The organism is Amycolatopsis sp. (assembly GCF_035546795.1).
Taxonomy (GTDB): domain Bacteria; phylum Actinomycetota; class Actinomycetes; order Mycobacteriales; family Pseudonocardiaceae; genus Amycolatopsis_E.
The window spans coordinates 1-18,129 of sequence record NZ_DASZWC010000072.1; the positions used below are offsets into that span (position 1 = coordinate 1).

The following is an 18,129-nucleotide window of genomic DNA, read 5'->3' on the forward strand; positions in this document are numbered from 1 at the left end:
TCGTGCTGCCCGACGGCAGCATCGTCACACTCGGCTCGGACACCGGCGAGCAGCTCGGGCCGGATCTGCGCGGCGTGTTCCTCGGCTCGGAGGGCACGCTCGGCATCGCGTGCGAGATCACCGTGAAACTGTTGCGCACTCCGGAAACCGTGCGCACCCTGCTGGCCGATTTCCCTTCGGTCCGCGCCGCGGGCGAGGTGGTGAGCAACCTCGTGGCGGCCGGGGTGATCCCGGCGGCGGTCGAGATGATGGACGCGCTGGCGATCGAGGCCGCCGAAAAGGCCGTGCACGCCGGGTACACGCTCACCACCGCCGCCGCGCTGGTCGTCGAGCTCGACGGCCCGGCGGCGGAATGCGACACGCAGTTCGAGCGGGTCAAGGAAATCTGCGAGAGGCACGGCTGCACCCGGTTGCACATCGCGAAGGACGCGGCCGAGCGCGCGATGATCTGGAAGGGCCGCAAGGCCGCGTTCGCCGCGGTCGGCTGGATCAGCCCGGACTACATCGTGCAGGACGGCGTGGTGCCGCGAACCCGGCTCGCCGAGGTGCTGGACCGCATCGGGCGGATGGGCGAGGACGCCGGGCTGCGGGTCGCGAACGTCTTCCATGCCGGGGACGGGAACCTGCATCCACTGGTGCTCTACAACGAGGACGCGGGCGAGCTGGAGCGCGCCGAGCGGTTGTCGAAGAACATCACCGAACTGTGCGTGGAACTCGGCGGATCGCTCTCGGGCGAGCACGGCATCGGCACCGACAAGGCGTGTTCGATGCCGCGCATGTTCGGCGAGACCGACCTGGCCGTGATGGACCGGGTGCGCGGCGCGTTCGACCCGGACCGGTTGTGCAATCCCGGGAAACTGCTGCCCACCCCGCGGTTGTGCGGGGAACGGCCGGGCCCCTACCGGCCGCATCCACTGGAGGAGGCCGGGGTGATCGAGCGGCTGTGACCACACAACAGAGCACGCGGCCTGCCGACCTCCGCGAGGCCGCCGAGGCGCTGGCGGACACCGCGGGCCCGGTCGCGATCCGTGGCGCGGGTACTGCTGACGGCTGGGCGGATCCGGTCGCACCGGCGCCGACCACAGTGGACACTTCACGGCTTTCCGGTGTGCTGCACTACAACCCGGGCGACATGACGGTCGAGGTGCGCGCCGGTACTCCCCAGTCCGAACTGCAGGAAGAACTGCGTGCCAACAGGCAGCGGGTCTCCTTCGACGCCGCGAGGGTGCGCCGCGGCGCGACGATCGGCGGGCTCGTGGCGACCGCGGACTCGGGGCCGCTCGCACTGGCGCACGGTTCGCTGCGCGATCTGGTGATCGGCGCGACTCTCGTACTGGCCGACGGGACGGTCGCGCGCACGGGCGGGCACGTGATCAAGAACGTCGCCGGGTACGACCTCGCGAAGCTGATGCACGGCAGCTACGGCAGCCTCGCGCTGCTGGCGGAAGTGGTGCTGCGCCTGCATCCCATCCCGGCGGGCACAGCGACGGTGCGCGTTCCGTGCACCCTGGCCGAAGCCGCCGCGCACACTGTCGAGCTGATGCGCCTGCCGCTGGAGCCGGTCGCGGTGGAATGGTGTGGCGAGCTGTTGATCCGGTTGGAAGGCAGCGAGCACGGCGTGGCAGCCAGGGCCGGCAAGGTGATCGAACTGCTCGGTGGCGAGATCACCGGCGAAGAGGCGTGGGAAAGACATGCCCGGCTCGCCGACCCCGGGCAAAGTGTGGTGCTGCGGATCGGCTGCCGTCCCAGCAAGCTGCCCGCGCTGCTGGCCGGGATCGATTGCCACACCGTCACCGCCGGGCTCGCCACCGGGATCGCGACCGTCACCGTCTCCCCGCAGGATGTGGACGCCGCACACGCGGCGGTCGCCGAAGCGGGCGGCACGTCGGTGCTGCGACGGCATCCGGCCGGGCTGACGGCATGGGGTCAGCGCCCGTCCGCGGCCGGAGTTCTGCTTGCCCTGAAACAGGAACTGGATCCCGAGAACCGACTGTCGCCGGGCCGGTTCGCCGGCTGGGAGGAGCGCCGATGACCGGTTTCGACCCCGTCCACCCGCCCGCCCGCGAGCTGCTCGACGACTGTGTCCACTGTGGATTCTGCCTGCCCACCTGCCCGACTTACCAGCTGTGGGGCGAGGAGATGGACTCGCCACGCGGCCGGATCTACCTGATGGACCTGGCCGAACGCGGGGAGATCGGCCTCGAAGGGCCGTTCACCGAGCATCTCGACGCCTGCCTCGGCTGCATGGCCTGCGTGACGGCCTGCCCGTCGGGCGTGCGCTACGACCAGTTGCTGGAGGCGGCACGCCCGCAGATCGAGCGCAACGTGCCGCGGGGGCGGGCCGACCGGTTGTTCCGGAATGCGATCTTCAGCCTGTTCCCGTACCGGCGGCGGCTCCGCGCGGCGGCGGTTTTCGGTGTGGCATACCGGAAATCCGGCCTTCCGAAGCTGCTCGAACGCCTGTTGCCGGCAAGGCTCGCTGCCGCGCAAGCACTCCTGCCGCCCGTGCGGCTGCGTGACGCGTTCGCCCCGCTCCCCCGTGTCGTCCCGGCCGCGGGCACGAAACGGCGGCGGGTGGCGATGTTGTCCGGCTGCGTCCAGGACGTCTTCTTCCACCAGGCCAACCTCGCGACCCTGCGTGTGCTCGTCGCCGAGGGCTCCGAAGTACTGGTGCCCCGTGACCAAGGTTGTTGCGGCGCACTGGGTTTACACGCGGGACGCGCGGAACACGCGACAGCACGGGCGAAACGCATCATCGAGACCTTCGGTGAACTCGACGTGGACGCCATCGTGGTGAACGTCGCGGGCTGCGGCTCGTCGATGAAGGAGTACGCGCACCTGCTGGCCGACGATCCCGAGTATGCCGAGCGGGCGAGCAGGTTCAGCGCGAAGGTCAAGGACATCACCGAGTTCCTGGCCGGGCTGGAGCCGGTCGCGCGGCGGCACCCGGTCAACGCCAAGGCCGCCTACCACGACGCCTGCCACCTCGGGCACGCGCAGGGCATCCGGCAGGAGCCACGAAACCTGCTCCGCACCATTCCCGGGCTGGACCTCGTCGACCTGCCCGACGCCGAGATCTGCTGCGGCTCGGCGGGGATCTACAACCTCGTGCAGCCGGAACCGGCGGCCGAACTCGGCCGCCGGAAGGCGGAGAACATCCGCTCGGTCGCGCCCGACCTGCTGGTCACCGCCAACCCCGGCTGCCTGCTGCAGATCGCACGGCAGCTGGACGGGGAACTACCGATGATGCACCCCGTCCAGCTGCTCGACGCCGCGATCCGCGGCACGGACTTCAGGACACCGCCACCTCGGGAACCGCGCGCGGCCCGGCGGTTTCGCGGACCGACCGCAGGATCGTCACGAGGGTGATCACCGCGGCCAGCATGATGTAGAACGCGGGTGAGAGCTTGTATCCGGTCGCCGAAACGAGCCACGTCGCGAGGTACGGCGCGGTACCGCCGAACAGGGACACCGCGAGGTTGTACGGGATCGCGATCGCGCCGGAGCGGATCCGCGGCGGGAACAGCTCGGCCATCGTGGCGCTGATCGCCCCGTCGTAGGCGGCGATCAGCAACCCCAGGATGACCATCCCGACCACGGCCAGCACGGTGCTGCCCAGGGACATCAGCAGCAACGCCGGCCAGGTGAACACCACGAACCCGGCGGTGCCCGCGATCAGCAGCGGCTTTCGCCCGATCCGGTCGGACAGCGCGCCCGCCGCCGGTACCGCGGCCGCCACCACGGCGAGACACACGGTGGCCGCGATGAACGACTGCACCTTGGTGAAATGCAGCGTGGTCTGCAGGTAGCTGGGCATGAAGGTCTGCAGTGTCCAGTGCGCCACGCCCTTGATCACCACCAGCCCGGCCAGCACCAGCATCGCCTTGCGCCCGCTGCGGAAACTCTCGCGCATCGGCGCCTCGGTGACCTCCCCCGCGCTTTCCAGCTGCCGGAATTCCGGGGTGTCGTCGAGCTTCAGCCGCAGGTACAGCCCGCTGAGCCCGAGCGGCAGCGCGAGCAGGAACGGCAGCCGCCAGCCCCACGAGGTCATCGTGGCATCGCCCATCGTCGCGGTCAGCAGCAGCGCCAGGCCCGAGCCGAAGACGAACGCCGCGAAGCCGAAGGTGTCGGCGAAGCTGGAGAAGAAGCCGCGCCGGTTCCTCGGTGCGTACTCGTACAACAGGGTGACAGCGCTGGAAGTCTCGCCGCCGGCGCCGAAACCCTGTACCAGCCGCGCGACCACGAGCAACAGCGGTGCAAGCGCGCCGACGGCCGCGTGTGTCGGGAGCACCCCGATCGCGAAGGTGGACAGCGACGTGGTGAGCACGACGATCGCCAGCACGCGCTGCCTGCCGATCCGGTCGGCCAGCGGGCCGAAGAAGAATCCGCCCAGCGGGCGGATCACGAACCCGGCCGCGAAGATGGCGAAGGTGGACAGCAGGGCGGCTGTCGGGTCGCCCGAGGCGAAGAAGTTCGCCGCGATGACCGTGGACAGGGTGCCGTAGATGCCCATGTCGAACCACTCGACGAAGTGCCCGGCCCCGGCCGCGAACAGCACGCGGCCGCGGGGCGGGGCCTGTGCCGGCTCGGTTATTCCGGGCATGGCGACTTGTTCTGACATGACGACCTCATTGTCATTCAGGGAAATACGGGGAAACGGCTCAGCGGGCGCGGCGGGCCAGCGCGGCTTCTTCGATCATGCGCTCGATGGGGTGTTCGACGGTGAACCCGAGCAGTTTGCGGGCCCGCTCGTTGGAAGTGGTGTAGTGCACGGCGGGCCCGGGCAGCGTGACGTCCACATAGGACAGTCCACTGTGCCGCGCCAGTTCCGGGACCAGCCGGTCGAAGTCCACCGAGTCGTCGGCGCCGAGACCGATGACCTCGCCGTCCAGCCCGGGCAGTTCGGCCGCGGCGAGCACGCCGGTGGCGAGGTCTCGGGTGTCCAGGATGCCCATCCGGAACACGGTGCCGTCCTCGCCGCGCGAGAGCACGAGCTTGGTCGTGCCGTCGTCGTGCGGTTCGAGCGCCGCGAGGGCGGCGGTGTTGCCGAAACCGCGCTGCTGCTCGATCTTCTGCCGCAGGAAGAACCGGGGCCCGGAGAAGAAGCTGCGCTCGTCGAGCAGTTCGGCCGCGTCCTGGAAGTGCGAGAACCGCAACACGACGGCTTCCAGCCCGCGGGTCCGGCGGTAGAAGTCCACCGTGTCCTCGGCGAGCTTCTTGGTCAGCCCGTAGGCGCTCGTCGGCGAACGCGGATGGGCCTCGTCGAGCGGCTGGTACACCGGGCGGCCTTCGGGGTAGACCTCGCCGGTGCTGGCGAGCACCAGCCTGGCCCCGGCGAGCGCCGCGGCCTCGGCGACGTTCGCGCTGCCGAGCACGTTCGTCTCGAACAGCCCGGCGTCGTCCTCGCGCCGCCACGACATCCTGGCCGCGAGGTGGATGACCACGTCGCTGCCCGCGCAGGCGGCGATCAGGCCGTCCCGGTCGGACAGCGGCAGGTTCGCGGGCGGGACCTGGTCGAGGCCGACCGTGTCGTGCCCTCGCTCGTCCAGCCGCGCCAGCAGGGTCCGGCCCAGCCGCCCGGCCGCGCCGGTGACGACGATCCTCATTTCGCCTCCTGTACGGGGGTGTGCACGGGGCCGAGGTAGCCGAGCCCGATGCTGACGGTGTCCGCGGCCTCGACGATCATCCGGCCCAGTTCCTCCTCGCGCTCGTGCAGCGCGATCGCGGAAAGGGCGCCGGAGACCGAAATCGCCGCCACGACCTCACCCGTCTGGTCGCGGACGGGCGCCGCCACGCACGCCCGGCCCAGCGCCAGCTCCTCGACCTCCTTGGCGTAGCCGCGTCCGGCGGACTCGGCGAGGTCGGTTTCGAGTGCTTCGAGAGTCGTGATGGTGTGCGAAGTGAAGCCGTGCAGGGGTTCCGGGCCCAACAGCTCCGCTCGCTGCGGGCCGGTCAGCCCCAGCAGGAGGCATTTGCCCATCCCGGTGGCATGCAGCGGATTCCGTTGTCCCATCAGGGAAAACGACTTCTGCGCCAGCTGCCCTTCGACGTTGAGGAGGTAGAACAACTCCGCGCCGCGGCGCACCGACACGTTCGCACCGAGGCCCAGCTCCCAGGCCAGGCGCTGGGCGACCGGCCGGGACTGGCGGTAGATCGGGTCGTTGTTCAACGCGATCCCGGCCATGGTCAGCACCGCGGGGCCGAGTTCGTAGAGCTGGCTGACCGGATCCCGGCGCACCAGGTCCACCGATTCCAGCGTGGCCAGCAGCCGCGAGGTCGTGGAGATGCCGAGCCCGACCTGGGCCGCGACGTCGGAGACGCGCAGGGCGGGCCGGCCGAGGGTGAACGCGTTGAGCACGGCGGACGCCCGCTCGACGCTCTGATTGCCACCGGTTTCGGAAACCATGGCACGAAGTATGCGCACTCTTTGCACAATGCGCAAGCGCCGTGCAAAGATTGGCGTCATGCACATCGCAGACGTCACCACCTACGTGTTGAAGCTGTCCGGGCAGCAGGCCTACCTCGGCAAGCTGGACGACGGCCGCGAACTGGGCGAGGACAGCGGCTACGTGGTCCGTGAGCCCTGGCGCAGCCTCTACTCGGGCCGCTTCGAGACGATGCTGGTGCGCATCACCGCCGACGACGGCACCGTCGGCTGGGGCGAGGCCCTGGCACCGGTCGGCCCGGAGGTGCCGGCCGCGATCATCGACCGGATGCTGGGCCCGTGGCTCACCGGCCGCGAGCTGACCGGCGTCCGTCCACTGTGGAACGGCCTGCGCGATCTCATGCGCGAGCGCGGTCATCTGGTCGGCCACCAGGCCGACGCGCTGGCCGCCGCGGACATCGCGCTGTGGGATCTCTACGGCAAACTGACCGGCCTGCCGATCGCGCGGCTGCTCGGCGGCGCGGTCCGCGAGCACGTGCCCGCCTACATCTCCGGGCTGGCGCGGCCGACCGATCCCGAACGTGCGGAACTCGCCGCGGACTGGGCGCGCAAGGGCGCGACGATGGTGAAACTCGCCGCCGGCAAGGGCATCGCGTCCGATCTCGCGACCTTCGACGCGGTCGCGGCGGCCGCCCCGTCGATGAAGATCGCCGTGGACGCGCACTGGGCCTACCGCATCGGCGAGGCCGTCGAGCTAGGCCAGGAGCTCGACCGCCGTGGCGCCCTGTTCTTCGAGGCGCCACTGGTGCCCGAGGACATCGCGGGCCACGCCGAACTGGCCGCCCGGGTGACCACACCGGTCGCGGTCGGCGAAGCGATGCGCAACCGCTACGAGTTCGCCGAATGGCTGGGCCGCCGGGCGCTGCGGCTCGCGCAGCCCGACGTGGCGCGCACCGGGATCACCGAGGCACTGTCCATTGTGGAGGTGTCCGCGGCGTACCACGTGCCGGTCGCCTGCCATCACTCCGTCGGGCTCGGCATCTCGCTGGCCGCCGGGATCCACGTGTCCGCGGCGAGCACCGACACCCCGTTCTTCGAATACCAGCCCGACACCGTGCCGGTGGCGCAACGCATCCTGCGCACCCCGCTGGCCGCCGGGCCGACCGGATTCGACCTGCCCAGCGGGCCGGGACTCGGCGTCGACGTCGACGCCGGCCTGGTCGCCAACCTCGCGAAGGAGAACTGAGACAGTGCCCCCCACCGGTCTGATCCCGATCCTGGCCACCCCGTTCACCTCCGACGGCGCGGTCGACGTGGCGTCGCTGCGCTCGCTGACCGAGTTCCAGCTCTCCTGCGGGGTGGACGGCGTCGCGGTGTTCGGCATGGCGAGCGAGGGTTTCGCGCTGACCGCCGCCGAACGCGAGGTGATCCTGCGCGAGGTGCGCGCGGTCGCCGGTTCGCTGCCGGTCGTCGCCGGGGTGAACGGCACCAGCACCGTGACCGCGCTCGAACAGGCCAGGGCGGCCGCCGACGGCGGGGCCGACCAGGTGATGGTGCTGCCGCCGTTCCTCGCCAAACCCTCCCCGGCGCAGGTGGTGGAGTTCTTCACCGAGGTGGCCGCCGGGGCCGGGACCCAGGTGATGATCCAGGACGCGCCGGGCGTCACCGGCGTGCCGGTCGACGTCGCCGCGGTCGCCTCGCTGGCCGGGGTCGAGGGCATCACCTCGATCAAGGTGGAGGCGCCGCCGACGCCGGTGAAGGTGGCCGCGGTGCGCGAACACCTCACGGTGCTGGGCGGGCAGAACGCGCAGGCGCTGATCGAGGAGTACGACAACGGCGCGGTGGGCACAATGCCCGCATGCGAGTTCTCCGATCTGCTGCGGCCGGTCCTCGACGACCTGGCCGCCGGGCGCCGGGCCGAGGCGCGGGCGGCGTCCACGCGGCTGCTGCCGTTGATCCACCTCGGCGTGCGGCCCGGCCAGGCGTGGGCGGTGCACAAGGAAGTGCTGCTGCGCCGGGGAATCATCGCGTCGGCGAAGGTGCGGCTGCCCGCGCGTCCGCTGGAGCCGGTCACCGAGAAGGCTCTCAGCGAAATCCTGGACGAGCTGAGCCTGCCGGCCTGGCGCGGAGGCCCGCGGTGAGCCGTGGGGTGCTGATCATCGGCGGCGGTTCGGCGATCGGGATCGCCATCGCCGAAGCCTTCGCCGGTGACCGGGTCGTCGGCGTGGGCCTCGATCCGCTCGACCATCCCGCGTTCGCCGAGTACCTGACGGTGGACGCCGCCACGCCCGAAGGCGCCGACGAGGCCGTCCGCCGGGCGGGTCCGCTCGACGTGCTGGTCCTCGCCGCGGCCGCACAACCGGTCGCGGCGGCGGCCGAGGCCACCGACGAGCAGTGGCGGTCGGCGATCGCGAACACCCTCGACGCCGCGTTCTACCCGGCCCGCGCCGCCTTGCGGGTGCTGCCGCGCGGCGGGGCGATCGTGGCGGTCACGTCGGTCAACGGATTCCTTGCCGCGCCGGGACTTCCGGGGTACGCGGCGGCGAAGTCCGGAGTGGACGGTCTGGTGCGCCAGCTCGCGCTGGAGTACGGGCCGAAGGGCATCCGGGTCAACGCGGTCGCCCCCGGGATGATCGGCTCCGCCGACCTGCCCAAGGTCGCCGAAGGCTATCCCCTCGGGCGGACCGGACGGCCCGGGGAGGTCGCCGACGCGGTGGCTTTCCTCGCCTCGCCGAAAGCCTCGTTCGTGACCGGGGTGGTGCTGCCGGTGGACGGCGGGCTGTCCATCTCCTCCCCCGCCGCGTTCCTGCGTCCGGACCTGCGCGCGCGGTTCCTGCCGGAGGAGGCCCGATGACGCCGGAAGTGCTGTGCGTCGGCGAAACGATGGTGCTGGTGACGCCCGTGGCCAGCGAACCGCTGGCCGAGGCCGGGCTGTTCCGGCTCGAAGTCGGCGGCGCCGAATCCACCGTCGCGCTGTATCTCGCCGAACGCGGGCACCACGCCGCCTGGGCCAGCCGGGTCGGCGACGATCCGCTCGGCGGCCGGATCCTCGACAAGATCCGCGCACACGGCGTGGACACCAGCTGGGTGCGGGTCGACGAGGCCGCACCCACCGGCGTGTACTTCAAGGACCCGGCGCCCGAAGGCACCCGGGTGCACTACTACCGCGCGGGTTCGGCCGCGTCGCGGCTCTCCCCCGACGACCTGGCGGCCCTGCCGATGGACGCGGGGCTGCTGCACCTGACCGGGATCACGCCGGCGCTGTCGGAGTCCTGCCGGGCGCTGGTCGAGGCGGCGCTGGAGCGGCCGGGCCCGGTCTCGTTCGACGTGAACTACCGGCCGGGACTGTGGCCGGCCGGCGTGGCCGCGCCCGTGCTGGCGGAGCTGGCGCGGCGGGCGGACATCGTGCTCGTCGGCCAGGACGAGGCGGAAACCCTGTGGGGCGCAAGCACTCCCGAGCTGGTGCGGGAGATCCTGTCCGGCCCGCGACGGCTCGTTGTCAAGGACGGCGCGGTCGGGGCGACGGAGTTCGACGGCGCGAAGGTGACGTTCGTGCCCGCGCCCGTGGTGGACGTCGTCGAACCGGTGGGCGCCGGTGACGCCTTCGCCGCGGGCTACCTCTCCGGCGTCCTCCGAGGCCGGGAGCCTGCCGAGAGCCTCGCGCTGGGGCATGCGCTGGCCGGCCGGGCGCTTGGCTCCACCAGCGATTTCGTGCCGATGGCGGTAGATTCTGCTTCTCCTGTCGATCCGGCCGCGGGCCGTTCGTATAGGGGGTGAACCGACACTCCCGAGGAGGACCCGATGACCAAGTACCTGCTGACCGTCGTCCAGCCCGCGAACGCCGAGCGGCCCTCGCCCGAAGCCCTGGAAAAGATCATGGCCGACGTCGAGGCCTGGCGACAGGAGCTCGCCGACGCCGGTTCGTGGGTGTTCTCCGGCGGGCTGCACGGCCCGGAGACCGCCACCGTGCTCCGCCCGAAGGACGGTGAAGTGCTCGTCACCGACGGCCCGTTCACCGAGGGCAAGGAGTACGTCGGCGGCCTGAGCATCATCGACGTGCCGGATCTGGACGCCGCGCTGGAATGGGCGCGCAAGGGCAGCCTGGCCACCACGCTGCCGATCGAGGTCCGGCCGTTCGTATGAGCGAGGTCGCCCGCGTGTTCCGCGAAGAACACGGCCGCGCGGTCGCCGTGCTCACCCGCGTCTTCGGCGATCTCGACCTCGCCGAGGACGCGGTGCAGGAAGCTTTCGCCGAGGCTGTGCGGCGCTGGCCCGTCGACGGGACACCGCCCAGCCCGGCGGGCTGGATCATCACCACCGCCCGCAACCGCACCATCGACCGCCTGCGCCGCGAGGCCGTCCGCGACGGCCGCGAGGCGGAATCGGCGCTGCTGCGCGTCCAGGACGAACCGCCGGAGGAGGGTGCCGTGCGTGACGACCGGCTCCGCCTCATCTTCACCTGCTGTCATCCCGCGCTGGCCACGCCGTCCCAGGTGGCGCTGACCCTGCGCCTGCTCGGCGGGCTCACCACCGCCGAGATCGCGCGGGCGTTCCTCGTCCCGGAAACCACGATGGCGCAACGGATCGTGCGCGCCAAGGCCAAGATCCGGGCCGCCCGCATCCCGTACCGCGTCCCGGCCGAAGCGGACCTGCCCGCACGGCTCGATGCCGTGCTCGCCGTGGTGTACCTGATCTTCACCGAGGGCCACACCGCCAGCGCCGGGGACGAGCTGATCCGCGAAGACCTGTGCCACGAGGCGATCCGGCTGGGCCGGTTGCTCGCCGAGCTGATGCCGGACGAGCCGGAGGTGCTGGGCCTGCTCGCGCTGATGCTGCTGGTGGAATCCCGCCGCGCCGCCCGCACCGGGCCGGCCGGTGAACTCGTGCGACTGTCCGATCAGGACAGAACACGCTGGGACGCCGGGCTCGTGGCCGAGGGACAGGCACTGGTCCGCCGGTGCCTGCGCCGCGACCGGCCGGGACAGTACCAGATCCAGGCCGCGATCAACGCCGTGCACAGCGACAACGGGGACTGGCGCCAGATCCTGGCGCTGTACGACCAGCTCTGGCAGTGCACGCCGACGCCGGTGGTGGCGCTCAACCGCGCCGTCGCGGTGGCCGAAGTGGACGGACCGGCCGCCGGGCTCGCCCTGGTGGACAGGCTGGACCTGCGGGGCTACCACCTGTTCCACGCCATCCGGGCCGATCTCCTGCGCCGTCTCGGGCGTCGCGACGAGGCGGCACTGGCCTACGACGAGGCGATCGCCCGCGCCACGAACACCGCCGAACGGGAGTTCCTCACCCGCTCCCGTCAGGAGCTGTGACCGCGCGGCACCACCGAGTACACCTCGAGATCACGCGGCGCGCCCTTCGCCCGGAACCTCCGCCGCCGCACCACATACCGGTCCGAGTCCACTGTGGACAGCGCGGGCCCGGACACCAGGATCTCCCCGCCGGACGCGGCATCCGCCACCCGCGCCGCGACATTGACGTCCACCCCGAGGTAATCCCGGCCGACCCGTTTCGGCCTGCCTGCGTGCATCCCCGTCCGCAGCTGCGGACGGTAGCCGTCGAGGGTGATCGCGCTGACCGCCGTGCACGCCTCGTACGCGGCGCTGATCGCCTCGGGGGTGTCGGCGAAGACAGCCATCATCCCGTCGCCGAGGAATTTCACCACGGTGCCGCCGTGCCGCTGGACCGCGGCCCGGCTCACGTCGCCGACCTCGCGCAGCAGCCGCAGCACGTGGTCGTCCCCGGCATGCAGCGCCCAGCTGGAGAATCCGACCAGGTCGGTGAACAGGATGGTCACCTCGGCCCCGTTCGCGGCCACCGCGCGGGAGCGGCTCAGCGACTGCCACACCTGCACCGCGGCCAGGCCCAGTTCCCTGGTGGCACTGGGCTGGTCGGTGCCGGCCTCGGCGATCAGCCGCGCGACCCGGTCCGACGCGCGGGCGCCGCCCATGAGCTGCTCCGATCCCGGGGCCAGCCGCCGCACCGTGCGCGCGGTACGGACCATCGCGCCATTGCGGTCGGCGTCGCGCAGAAACCGCCGCAGCCGCGGTCGTTCCTCGTTCACGAACCAAACCCTACTGGCGAGTCGCCTTGGCGCGCGTCGCCACCAGCTGCAGCGCAACGGCCAGCACCAGCAGCCACACCAGCCCCGCCACGCCCGGATCGAGCAACACCGCGAGCGCCGGGATCAGCAGGGCAGGGGCGAGCGGGCGGAGCCCCCACAACCAGCCGTTCCCGGCGATCGCCGCCCCAGCACCGACCAGCCCGATCGCGGCCACCGCGGCGCACACCAGCCACCGCGTCGACGTTTCCGGGTGCGCGTGCGGAACGCTCTCGACCAGTTCACCCATCCCGCTCGCCAGCGCCGCCAGCACGCCCGCGACCACACAGTGCAGGAACAGCATGACGCGCGGCGGAGCGGATTCGCCCAGCATCGGGACACCGCCGTAGCCACGCCGCAGCATCAGCGCCCACAGCCCGGCCAGCAGCACCAGCGAACCGATCACCGTCCCGTACCCGGTGCGGTTCCACACTTCGAGGTCGCTCATCGCCTGGGTCACCATGAGCACGCCCTCGCCGAGCACGATGATCATGAACAACCCGAGCCGCTCGCCGAAATGAGCCTCGTCCAGCCGCGCGATCGAGATGGCGTGCGGTCCGGGGCGACGCCCGGCGGCGCGGGCCTGCCGTTCGGCGATGCTCCGGGTCATCCGCTCCCGGTCGAAGGTGAAGCTGACGAACAAGTCGATGCCGAGACCGATGGCCCGCAGGTCGTACCGCCACGGGCCGTCGATCCACAGCGAGACGATCCACGGCACCACGCCCGCGCCCAGCTGCGCGACCGGCCAGTCGACCACGATGGCCGACCGGCCGCGCCACGCCCGGTCCGAGAGCACGCGGACCCCGACGTAGGCGATCGCGAACACCTTCGCGCGGTCACTGTCGATCTCCCCCACCGCCGCGGCCATCACCGCCAGGCCGAGCATCGCGGTGAGCACCGGCAACGCCCGCGCGGCGCCCGCCGCGATGTTGCCGTACCCGGTGAAGCACATCCACGTGGTCCAGAAAGCCAGGAAACACAACACATACAGCCCCGCACCGCGCCAGCCGCCGCTGCCGTGCAGCAGAATGGGACAACTGCGACACCCCGGCGACGGCCACGAGGGTCGAAGAACCACTCCAGCCACGACGCGTGCCGCTCGCCCTGTTCCGCCACGCAGCGAAGTATGCCGGTCAGGCCTTCGCTGACTCCGCTTCCACTTCGGTGCGCGCGTCGGCCGCGACCCGGCGTGGCATCAGCACCAGCGCGATCAGGGAGACCACCGCGCAGCCGACGATGTACCAGCTGATGCCGGTACTGGAGCCGGTGCCCTGCAGGATCGCGGCGGCGATCAGCGGCGCGGGCCCGCCGGCGATCACCGACGCGAGCTGGTACCCCAGCCCGGCGCCGGAATAGCGGACGCCCGCGCCGAAGTTCTCCGCGATCAGCGCGGCCTGCGGGCCGTACTGCAGGTCGTGCACGATCAGCGACACGACGATCGCCAGCAGCACCAGCCCGGACGAGCGGGTGTCCAGCAACCCGAAGTAGGGGAACGCGAACGCGCCGGTGGCGATGATGCCGAGACCGTAGACCAGCCGACGGCCGAACCGGTCGGACAGGTGCCCGAACACCGGCACGCTGATCAGCCCGACCGCCGCGGCGATGAGCGTGTCGTTGAGCAGTTCGGCGCGCGGCAGCTTGAGCTCCTTCGTGCCGTAGGTCAGCACGAAGGTGATGAACAGGTAGAACGGCGCCTGTTCGGCGAGCCGCACGAACGCCGAGGTGAGGATTTCCCTGGGGTGCTTGCGGATCGCGGTCCACACCGGATGACGCTCCACCGCCCGGGCGCGCTTGATCTCGCCGAACTCCGGGCTTTCGGTGACCTTCAACCGCACCCACAACCCGATGCCGATCAGCACGAGGCTGAGCAGGAACGGCACCCGCCAGCCCCAGCTCTCGAACCCATCGCCGCTGATCGACTCGCACGCGCTCACCGCCGCGGTGGACAGCAGCAGCCCCAGTGGAACCCCGAGCTGCGGCAGGCTGGCCAGGAATCCCCGGTGCTTGGCGCTGCCCCATTCCATCGACATCAGCACCGAGCCGCCCCACTCGCCGCCGACGCCGATCCCCTGCACCACGCGCAGCAGCGTGAGCAACAACGGCGCGGCCGGGCCGAGCAGCGCGTAGCCCGGCAGGACGCCGATCAGCACCGTGGCGGAACCCATCAGCAGCAACGTGGTCACCAGGGTGGCCTTGCGGCCGACCCGGTCGCCGTAATGCCCGAAGATCGCCGCGCCCACCGGCCGCGCGGCGAAGCCGACGAACAGCGTGCCGAACGATTCGAGCACCCCGACCGCGGCCGAGCTGCCCGGGAAGAACAGCTTCGGGAACACCAGCGCGGCGATCGTGCCGTAGAGGAAGAAGTCGTACCACTCGATGGTCGTCCCGATGGTGCTGGCGACGACCGCGCGGCGGCGCTGGGTGCGGGCGGAACCGTCGGCTCGCGGCATGGTGGCCTCCATTGGCTCATCCACTCATCCACTGGGTCAGTGATCCACGACACTGCTAGGCTGACGGTGAACTTGTCAAGGGGGTGGGCGATGTCCGATTCGCTGCGCCCGGTCACCCGGCCGCGGCTGTACGAGCAGGTGATGGCCCAGCTGCGCGAGTACGCCGACAGTGCCGGGCTCAGGACCGGCGACCGGCTGCCGTCCGAGCGTGACCTGGCCGAGCGGCTGCGGATCAGCCGCGCCTCGCTGAAGCAGGCGATCGTCGTGCTCGAAGTACAGGGCCTGGTCGAGATCCGGCACGGCGGCGGGATGTATCTGCGCACGGACAGCCTGCACCCCGAGCCCGTCGCGCGGCTCGTCGAGCGCCGCCGCCGGCTGCCCGACGTGCTCGACGCGCGCGAGGCGATGGAGACGAAGCTGGCCGAACTGGCCGCGGAACGCCGCAGCGAAGCCGATCTCGCCGAGATCGACGCGTCGCTCGACGAGATGCGCGCGCAGGTCGAGCACGGCGAGTTCGGCGAGGACGGGGATCGCCGGTTCCACGCCGCCGTGACAGCGGCCGCGCACAGCGAACTGCTCGGTGACTTCATGCACAAGATCGCCGACCAGATCGCGGAAACCCGGCACGAGTCACTCAGCCAGCCCGACCGCCCGCGCCAGTCGCTCGCGCAGCATCAGGCGATCGCCGACGCGATCCGGGAGCGAGACGTCGGCGCGGCGGTGGCCGCGATGCGCGCGCACCTGGCGTCCGTGCGGCGGGTCCGGCTGCTGGACTGGAACCCCGACGAATCTGTGGCGCAGTAGACAGCCGCGCCGGGAAACCTTTCCACACCCCGGGTGTTGACCATGATGAACACCGGAAATCCGGGGTCCATGAGCCGCCCAGGCACCAGCTGCGCGTCCTGCCCGACTCGTTCGCGAATTGGTGGAAGCCGCCGTTCGTGGCGGCATGGAGGTGTTTCCCGATGGCTTTGAACACACGTTTCGGCGTCGACGTACTCGGTGTGGTGGCCGGCGGTTTCCTCGCCGTCACCGCGGTCGCCCTGCCGGTGCACGCGGCGGGCTGGGTCGGTTTCGGGGTGTTCACCGGGCTCGCGCTCGTCGGCGCGCTCGGCGCGGTACTCGCCACCCGGCTTTCGGCCCGGATCGGGCATGGGGTGCTGGGCCTGGTCGGGCTGTGGTCGCTGATCGCGGCACTGGTGTTCACCAGCCCGGCGCTCCTGTTCGCCGACGCGCTGGCCGTGGTGCTGGTGGCGCTGGCGGACCTGACCGTGCACGAGCTGAGCACCGAGCGGGTCGTGCACCAGCTCGAGGTGCGGACCACCGAGCCGGTCGCCTGAGCTCTCCTCGCCCCTGGCAAAAGCCTCGCGGGACTTCCTCCCGCGGGGCTTTTGCCGTGTCATGGAGCCATGATCCGTCTCGATCCGGCCCCGGACAGCACCGTCGACGTGTTCAGCCGCGAAACCCCCGCCGCGCTGACGGTCGACCCTGGCGCGACGATCGTCGTGAGTTCACTGGACGCGCACGGGTTTCTGCGGCGGCAGCGGGAACCCGGCGAGCAACCGCCCCGGATGTTCGCCGAGGGGCGCGGGCACTGCCTCACCGGCCCGGTCGGGATCCGTGGCGCCGGGCCGGGCGACGTGCTCGCCGTGCGGTTCCGGTCGCTGGTCCCCGGCGAATGGGGGTGGACGGTCGCGGCGGCCCGTGACACCTGGCTCAACCGGCGGCTCGGCGTCGCCGACGGGCCACCCACCTGGCTGTTGTGGGAACTCGGCGCAGGGCAGGCGACCAGCAACCTCGGGCACACCGTGCGGACCGCGCCGTTCCTCGGGGTGGTGGGCATGCCGCCCACCGAAACCGGTGCCCACGCCACGATCCCGCCGCGCGCCGCGGGCGGCGGCAACCTCGACTGCCGGGAACTGGTCGCGGGGTCCACTTTGTACCTTCCGGTGACGGTGCCCGGCGCGTGGCTTTCCCTCGGCGACGGGCACGCGGCCCAAGGCGACGGCGAGGTCGCCGGCACTGCCATCGAATGCCCGATGACCACCGAAGTGACCCTCGACGTGCAGAAGACCGCCGCGATCCCTGGCATCCACGCCGAAACCCCGGCCGGGCGCGTCACCTTCGGTTTCAGCCCAGAGCTGAACGAGGCCACCGCGGACGCGCTCGGCGCGATGGTCTCGTGGCTGCAGATCCTGTACGACCTCGACCGCCGCGCCGCCCTCGCGCTGGCCAGTCCCGTCGTGCATCTGCGGGTCACCCAGGTCGCCAACGGAACGTGGGGCGTGCACGCGCTGCTCCCCCACGACGCGATCGGGTCCGGAGGTTAACGCTGACGAAAGGGGGCGGAATGCTAGAAGTGGGGTGGAAAGAAGGAGGGGGCCGTGCGCGCGCTGCGGTTCGGGGTGCTGTTCGCCGTTCTCGTGCTGGTCGCGGGCGGCGTGGTGTGGTTCGTGCTGAGCACCAGGAAACCGTCGCAGCCGGCGTGTGTCGCGACCACCGCGGACGGCGCCTCGTCCTATCGGCTCACCCCGGCGCAGGCGCAGAACGCGGGCACGATCGCCGGGGTCGGGCTGCGGCTCGGGATGCCCAGCCACGCCGTCACCGTCGCGCTGGCCACCGCGCTGCAGGAATCCAAGCTCTACAACCTGACCGGCGGCGACCGTGATTCCGCGGGACTGTTCCAGCAGCGGCCGAGCCAGGGCTGGGGCACGCTGGAGGACGTGACCGATCCGGTGTACGCCGCCGGCGCCTTCTACAACCGGTTGCGGCAGCAGAAGAACTGGGCGCAGCTGACCGTCACCGAGGCGGCGCAGCAGGTCCAGCGCTCCGGCGCGCCCGACGCGTATGCCCAGTGGGAGCCCGAGGCGCGGGTGGTCGCCGGCGCGCTGACCGGTGAGACGTCGGCCACCTTCACCTGCCAGCACCTCACCGTCGCCCCGGCCACCGCCAACATCGTCGACGTCGCCAACGACGAACTGGGCACCGCCGTGCTCAGCGGCCGGCACGACGCCGCACGCGGGTGGGCGCTGTCGTCGTGGCTGGTCGCGAACGCCGTCCGATTCGGACTCGACAAGGTCACCTTCGACGGCCGTACCTGGACCGCGGCCGATGGGAACTGGTCGCAGCCCGGCACTGCCGACGGGATGCTGTCGCTACACCAGGTGCCCGCGGCCTCGTGA

The 18,129-nt window shown here is 71.4% G+C and carries 19 protein-coding genes; 13 read left to right on the plus strand and 6 right to left on the minus strand.

The features are described 5' to 3' along the window. The 3 genes from VHD82_RS36110 to glcF form a co-directional block, all read left to right on the plus strand. A partial coding sequence (locus tag VHD82_RS36110) for an FAD-linked oxidase C-terminal domain-containing protein (RefSeq protein WP_325714012.1) occupies positions 1-947 on the plus strand: 947 nt, incomplete at its 5' end. Beyond that, complete coding sequence (locus tag VHD82_RS36115) at positions 944-2,032, plus strand: FAD-binding oxidoreductase (RefSeq protein ID WP_325714014.1); 1,089 nt, start codon at positions 944-946, stop codon at positions 2,030-2,032. The genes VHD82_RS36110 and VHD82_RS36115, both read left to right, overlap by 4 nt. Continuing rightward, complete coding sequence (gene glcF, locus VHD82_RS36120; RefSeq protein WP_325714016.1) at positions 2,029-3,369, plus strand: glycolate oxidase subunit GlcF; 1,341 nt, start codon at positions 2,029-2,031, stop codon at positions 3,367-3,369. Before VHD82_RS36115 ends, glcF begins: the two co-directional genes overlap by 4 nt. Here the strand turns inward: glcF and VHD82_RS36125 are convergent. From VHD82_RS36125 to VHD82_RS36135, 3 genes are read right to left on the minus strand one after another with little or no spacing between them, the layout of a single operon-like run. After that, a complete protein-coding gene (locus tag VHD82_RS36125) occupies positions 3,293-4,621 on the minus strand; it encodes an MFS transporter (protein ID WP_325714018.1) in 1,329 nt (442 codons plus the stop codon). The two genes, glcF and VHD82_RS36125, sit on opposite strands and share 77 nt — an antisense overlap. Before the next feature lie 40 nt (positions 4,622-4,661). Beyond that, on the minus strand, positions 4,662-5,606 hold the full coding sequence (locus tag VHD82_RS36130; protein ID WP_325714019.1) for an NAD(P)-dependent oxidoreductase: 945 nt from the start codon (positions 5,604-5,606) through the stop codon (positions 4,662-4,664). Then, on the minus strand, positions 5,603-6,406 hold the full coding sequence (locus tag VHD82_RS36135) for an IclR family transcriptional regulator (RefSeq protein ID WP_325714021.1): 804 nt from the start codon (positions 6,404-6,406) through the stop codon (positions 5,603-5,605). The genes VHD82_RS36130 and VHD82_RS36135 overlap by 4 nt, the downstream gene beginning before the upstream one ends. A gap of 58 nt (positions 6,407-6,464) precedes the next feature. Here VHD82_RS36135 and VHD82_RS36140 point away from each other — a divergent pair, with 58 nt between their 5' ends. The 6 genes from VHD82_RS36140 to VHD82_RS36165 are packed head-to-tail and all read left to right on the plus strand — an operon-like array spanning position 6,465 to position 11,709. Then, a complete protein-coding gene (locus VHD82_RS36140) occupies positions 6,465-7,631 on the plus strand; it encodes a mandelate racemase/muconate lactonizing enzyme family protein (protein WP_325714023.1) in 1,167 nt (388 codons plus the stop codon). Positions 7,632-7,635: 4 nt separating this feature from the next. Continuing rightward, positions 7,636-8,526, plus strand: a complete 891-nt coding sequence (locus VHD82_RS36145) for a dihydrodipicolinate synthase family protein (protein ID WP_325714025.1) — start codon at positions 7,636-7,638, stop codon at positions 8,524-8,526. Then, positions 8,523-9,239, plus strand: coding sequence for an SDR family NAD(P)-dependent oxidoreductase (locus VHD82_RS36150; protein ID WP_325714027.1), 717 nt, complete (start codon positions 8,523-8,525; stop codon positions 9,237-9,239). Before VHD82_RS36145 ends, VHD82_RS36150 begins: the two co-directional genes overlap by 4 nt. Beyond that, positions 9,236-10,162 (plus strand): sugar kinase, encoded by a 927-nt coding sequence (locus VHD82_RS36155; RefSeq protein ID WP_325714029.1) that lies wholly within the window; start codon positions 9,236-9,238, stop codon positions 10,160-10,162. The genes VHD82_RS36150 and VHD82_RS36155 overlap by 4 nt, the downstream gene beginning before the upstream one ends. 24 nt (positions 10,163-10,186) lie before the next feature. Beyond that, positions 10,187-10,528 (plus strand): YciI family protein, encoded by a 342-nt coding sequence (locus tag VHD82_RS36160; protein WP_325714031.1) that lies wholly within the window; start codon positions 10,187-10,189, stop codon positions 10,526-10,528. After that, on the plus strand, positions 10,525-11,709 hold the full coding sequence (locus tag VHD82_RS36165; RefSeq protein WP_325714033.1) for an RNA polymerase sigma factor: 1,185 nt from the start codon (positions 10,525-10,527) through the stop codon (positions 11,707-11,709). The genes VHD82_RS36160 and VHD82_RS36165 overlap by 4 nt, the downstream gene beginning before the upstream one ends. Here the strand turns inward: VHD82_RS36165 and VHD82_RS36170 are convergent. The 3 genes from VHD82_RS36170 to VHD82_RS36180 all read right to left on the minus strand — a co-directional run bounded on the left by VHD82_RS36170 (position 11,697) and on the right by VHD82_RS36180 (position 14,947). Further along, a complete protein-coding gene (locus VHD82_RS36170; protein WP_325714035.1) occupies positions 11,697-12,461 on the minus strand; it encodes an adenylate/guanylate cyclase domain-containing protein in 765 nt (254 codons plus the stop codon). The genes VHD82_RS36165 and VHD82_RS36170 overlap by 13 nt on opposite strands. 10 nt (positions 12,462-12,471) lie before the next feature. Beyond that, on the minus strand, positions 12,472-13,449 hold the full coding sequence (locus tag VHD82_RS36175; protein ID WP_414637638.1) for a low temperature requirement protein A: 978 nt from the start codon (positions 13,447-13,449) through the stop codon (positions 12,472-12,474). A gap of 181 nt (positions 13,450-13,630) precedes the next feature. Beyond that, positions 13,631-14,947 (minus strand): MFS transporter, encoded by a 1,317-nt coding sequence (locus VHD82_RS36180; protein WP_325714039.1) that lies wholly within the window; start codon positions 14,945-14,947, stop codon positions 13,631-13,633. 90 nt (positions 14,948-15,037) lie between these two features. Between VHD82_RS36180 and VHD82_RS36185 the strand changes: the two genes are divergently transcribed. From VHD82_RS36185 to VHD82_RS36200, 4 genes are all read left to right on the plus strand, one after another. Further along, positions 15,038-15,751 carry a FadR/GntR family transcriptional regulator gene (locus VHD82_RS36185; RefSeq protein WP_325714041.1) on the plus strand — a complete coding sequence of 238 codons (714 nt, stop codon included), beginning with the start codon at positions 15,038-15,040 and terminating at the stop codon, positions 15,749-15,751. Positions 15,752-15,912: 161 nt separating this feature from the next. Continuing rightward, a complete protein-coding gene (locus tag VHD82_RS36190) occupies positions 15,913-16,287 on the plus strand; it encodes a hypothetical protein (RefSeq protein ID WP_325714043.1) in 375 nt (124 codons plus the stop codon). Between the two features lie 69 nt (positions 16,288-16,356). Beyond that, complete coding sequence (locus VHD82_RS36195) at positions 16,357-17,277, plus strand: acetamidase/formamidase family protein (RefSeq protein ID WP_325714045.1); 921 nt, start codon at positions 16,357-16,359, stop codon at positions 17,275-17,277. A gap of 54 nt (positions 17,278-17,331) precedes the next feature. After that, positions 17,332-18,129 carry a hypothetical protein gene (locus VHD82_RS36200; protein ID WP_325714047.1) on the plus strand — a complete coding sequence of 266 codons (798 nt, stop codon included), beginning with the start codon at positions 17,332-17,334 and terminating at the stop codon, positions 18,127-18,129.

Excerpts from the sequence above, each read along its gene's own strand:
- glcF (WP_325714016.1), top strand. The coding sequence starts at position 2,029 with ATGACCGGTTTCGACCCCGTCCACCCGCCCGCCCGCGAGCTGCTCGAC.
- VHD82_RS36125 (WP_325714018.1), bottom strand. The coding sequence starts at position 4,621 with ATGTCAGAACAAGTCGCCATGCCCGGAATAACCGAGCCGGCACAGGCC.
- VHD82_RS36130 (WP_325714019.1), bottom strand. The coding sequence starts at position 5,606 with ATGAGGATCGTCGTCACCGGCGCGGCCGGGCGGCTGGGCCGGACCCTG.
- VHD82_RS36135 (WP_325714021.1), bottom strand. The coding sequence starts at position 6,406 with ATGGTTTCCGAAACCGGTGGCAATCAGAGCGTCGAGCGGGCGTCCGCC.
- VHD82_RS36140 (WP_325714023.1), top strand. The coding sequence starts at position 6,465 with ATGCACATCGCAGACGTCACCACCTACGTGTTGAAGCTGTCCGGGCAG.
- VHD82_RS36155 (WP_325714029.1), top strand. The coding sequence starts at position 9,236 with ATGACGCCGGAAGTGCTGTGCGTCGGCGAAACGATGGTGCTGGTGACG.
- VHD82_RS36160 (WP_325714031.1), top strand. The coding sequence starts at position 10,187 with ATGACCAAGTACCTGCTGACCGTCGTCCAGCCCGCGAACGCCGAGCGG.
- VHD82_RS36165 (WP_325714033.1), top strand. The coding sequence starts at position 10,525 with ATGAGCGAGGTCGCCCGCGTGTTCCGCGAAGAACACGGCCGCGCGGTC.
- VHD82_RS36175 (WP_414637638.1), bottom strand. The coding sequence starts at position 13,449 with ATGTGCTTCACCGGGTACGGCAACATCGCGGCGGGCGCCGCGCGGGCG.
- VHD82_RS36180 (WP_325714039.1), bottom strand. The coding sequence starts at position 14,947 with ATGCCGCGAGCCGACGGTTCCGCCCGCACCCAGCGCCGCCGCGCGGTC.
- VHD82_RS36185 (WP_325714041.1), top strand. The coding sequence starts at position 15,038 with ATGTCCGATTCGCTGCGCCCGGTCACCCGGCCGCGGCTGTACGAGCAG.
- VHD82_RS36190 (WP_325714043.1), top strand. The coding sequence starts at position 15,913 with ATGGCTTTGAACACACGTTTCGGCGTCGACGTACTCGGTGTGGTGGCC.
- VHD82_RS36195 (WP_325714045.1), top strand. The coding sequence starts at position 16,357 with ATGATCCGTCTCGATCCGGCCCCGGACAGCACCGTCGACGTGTTCAGC.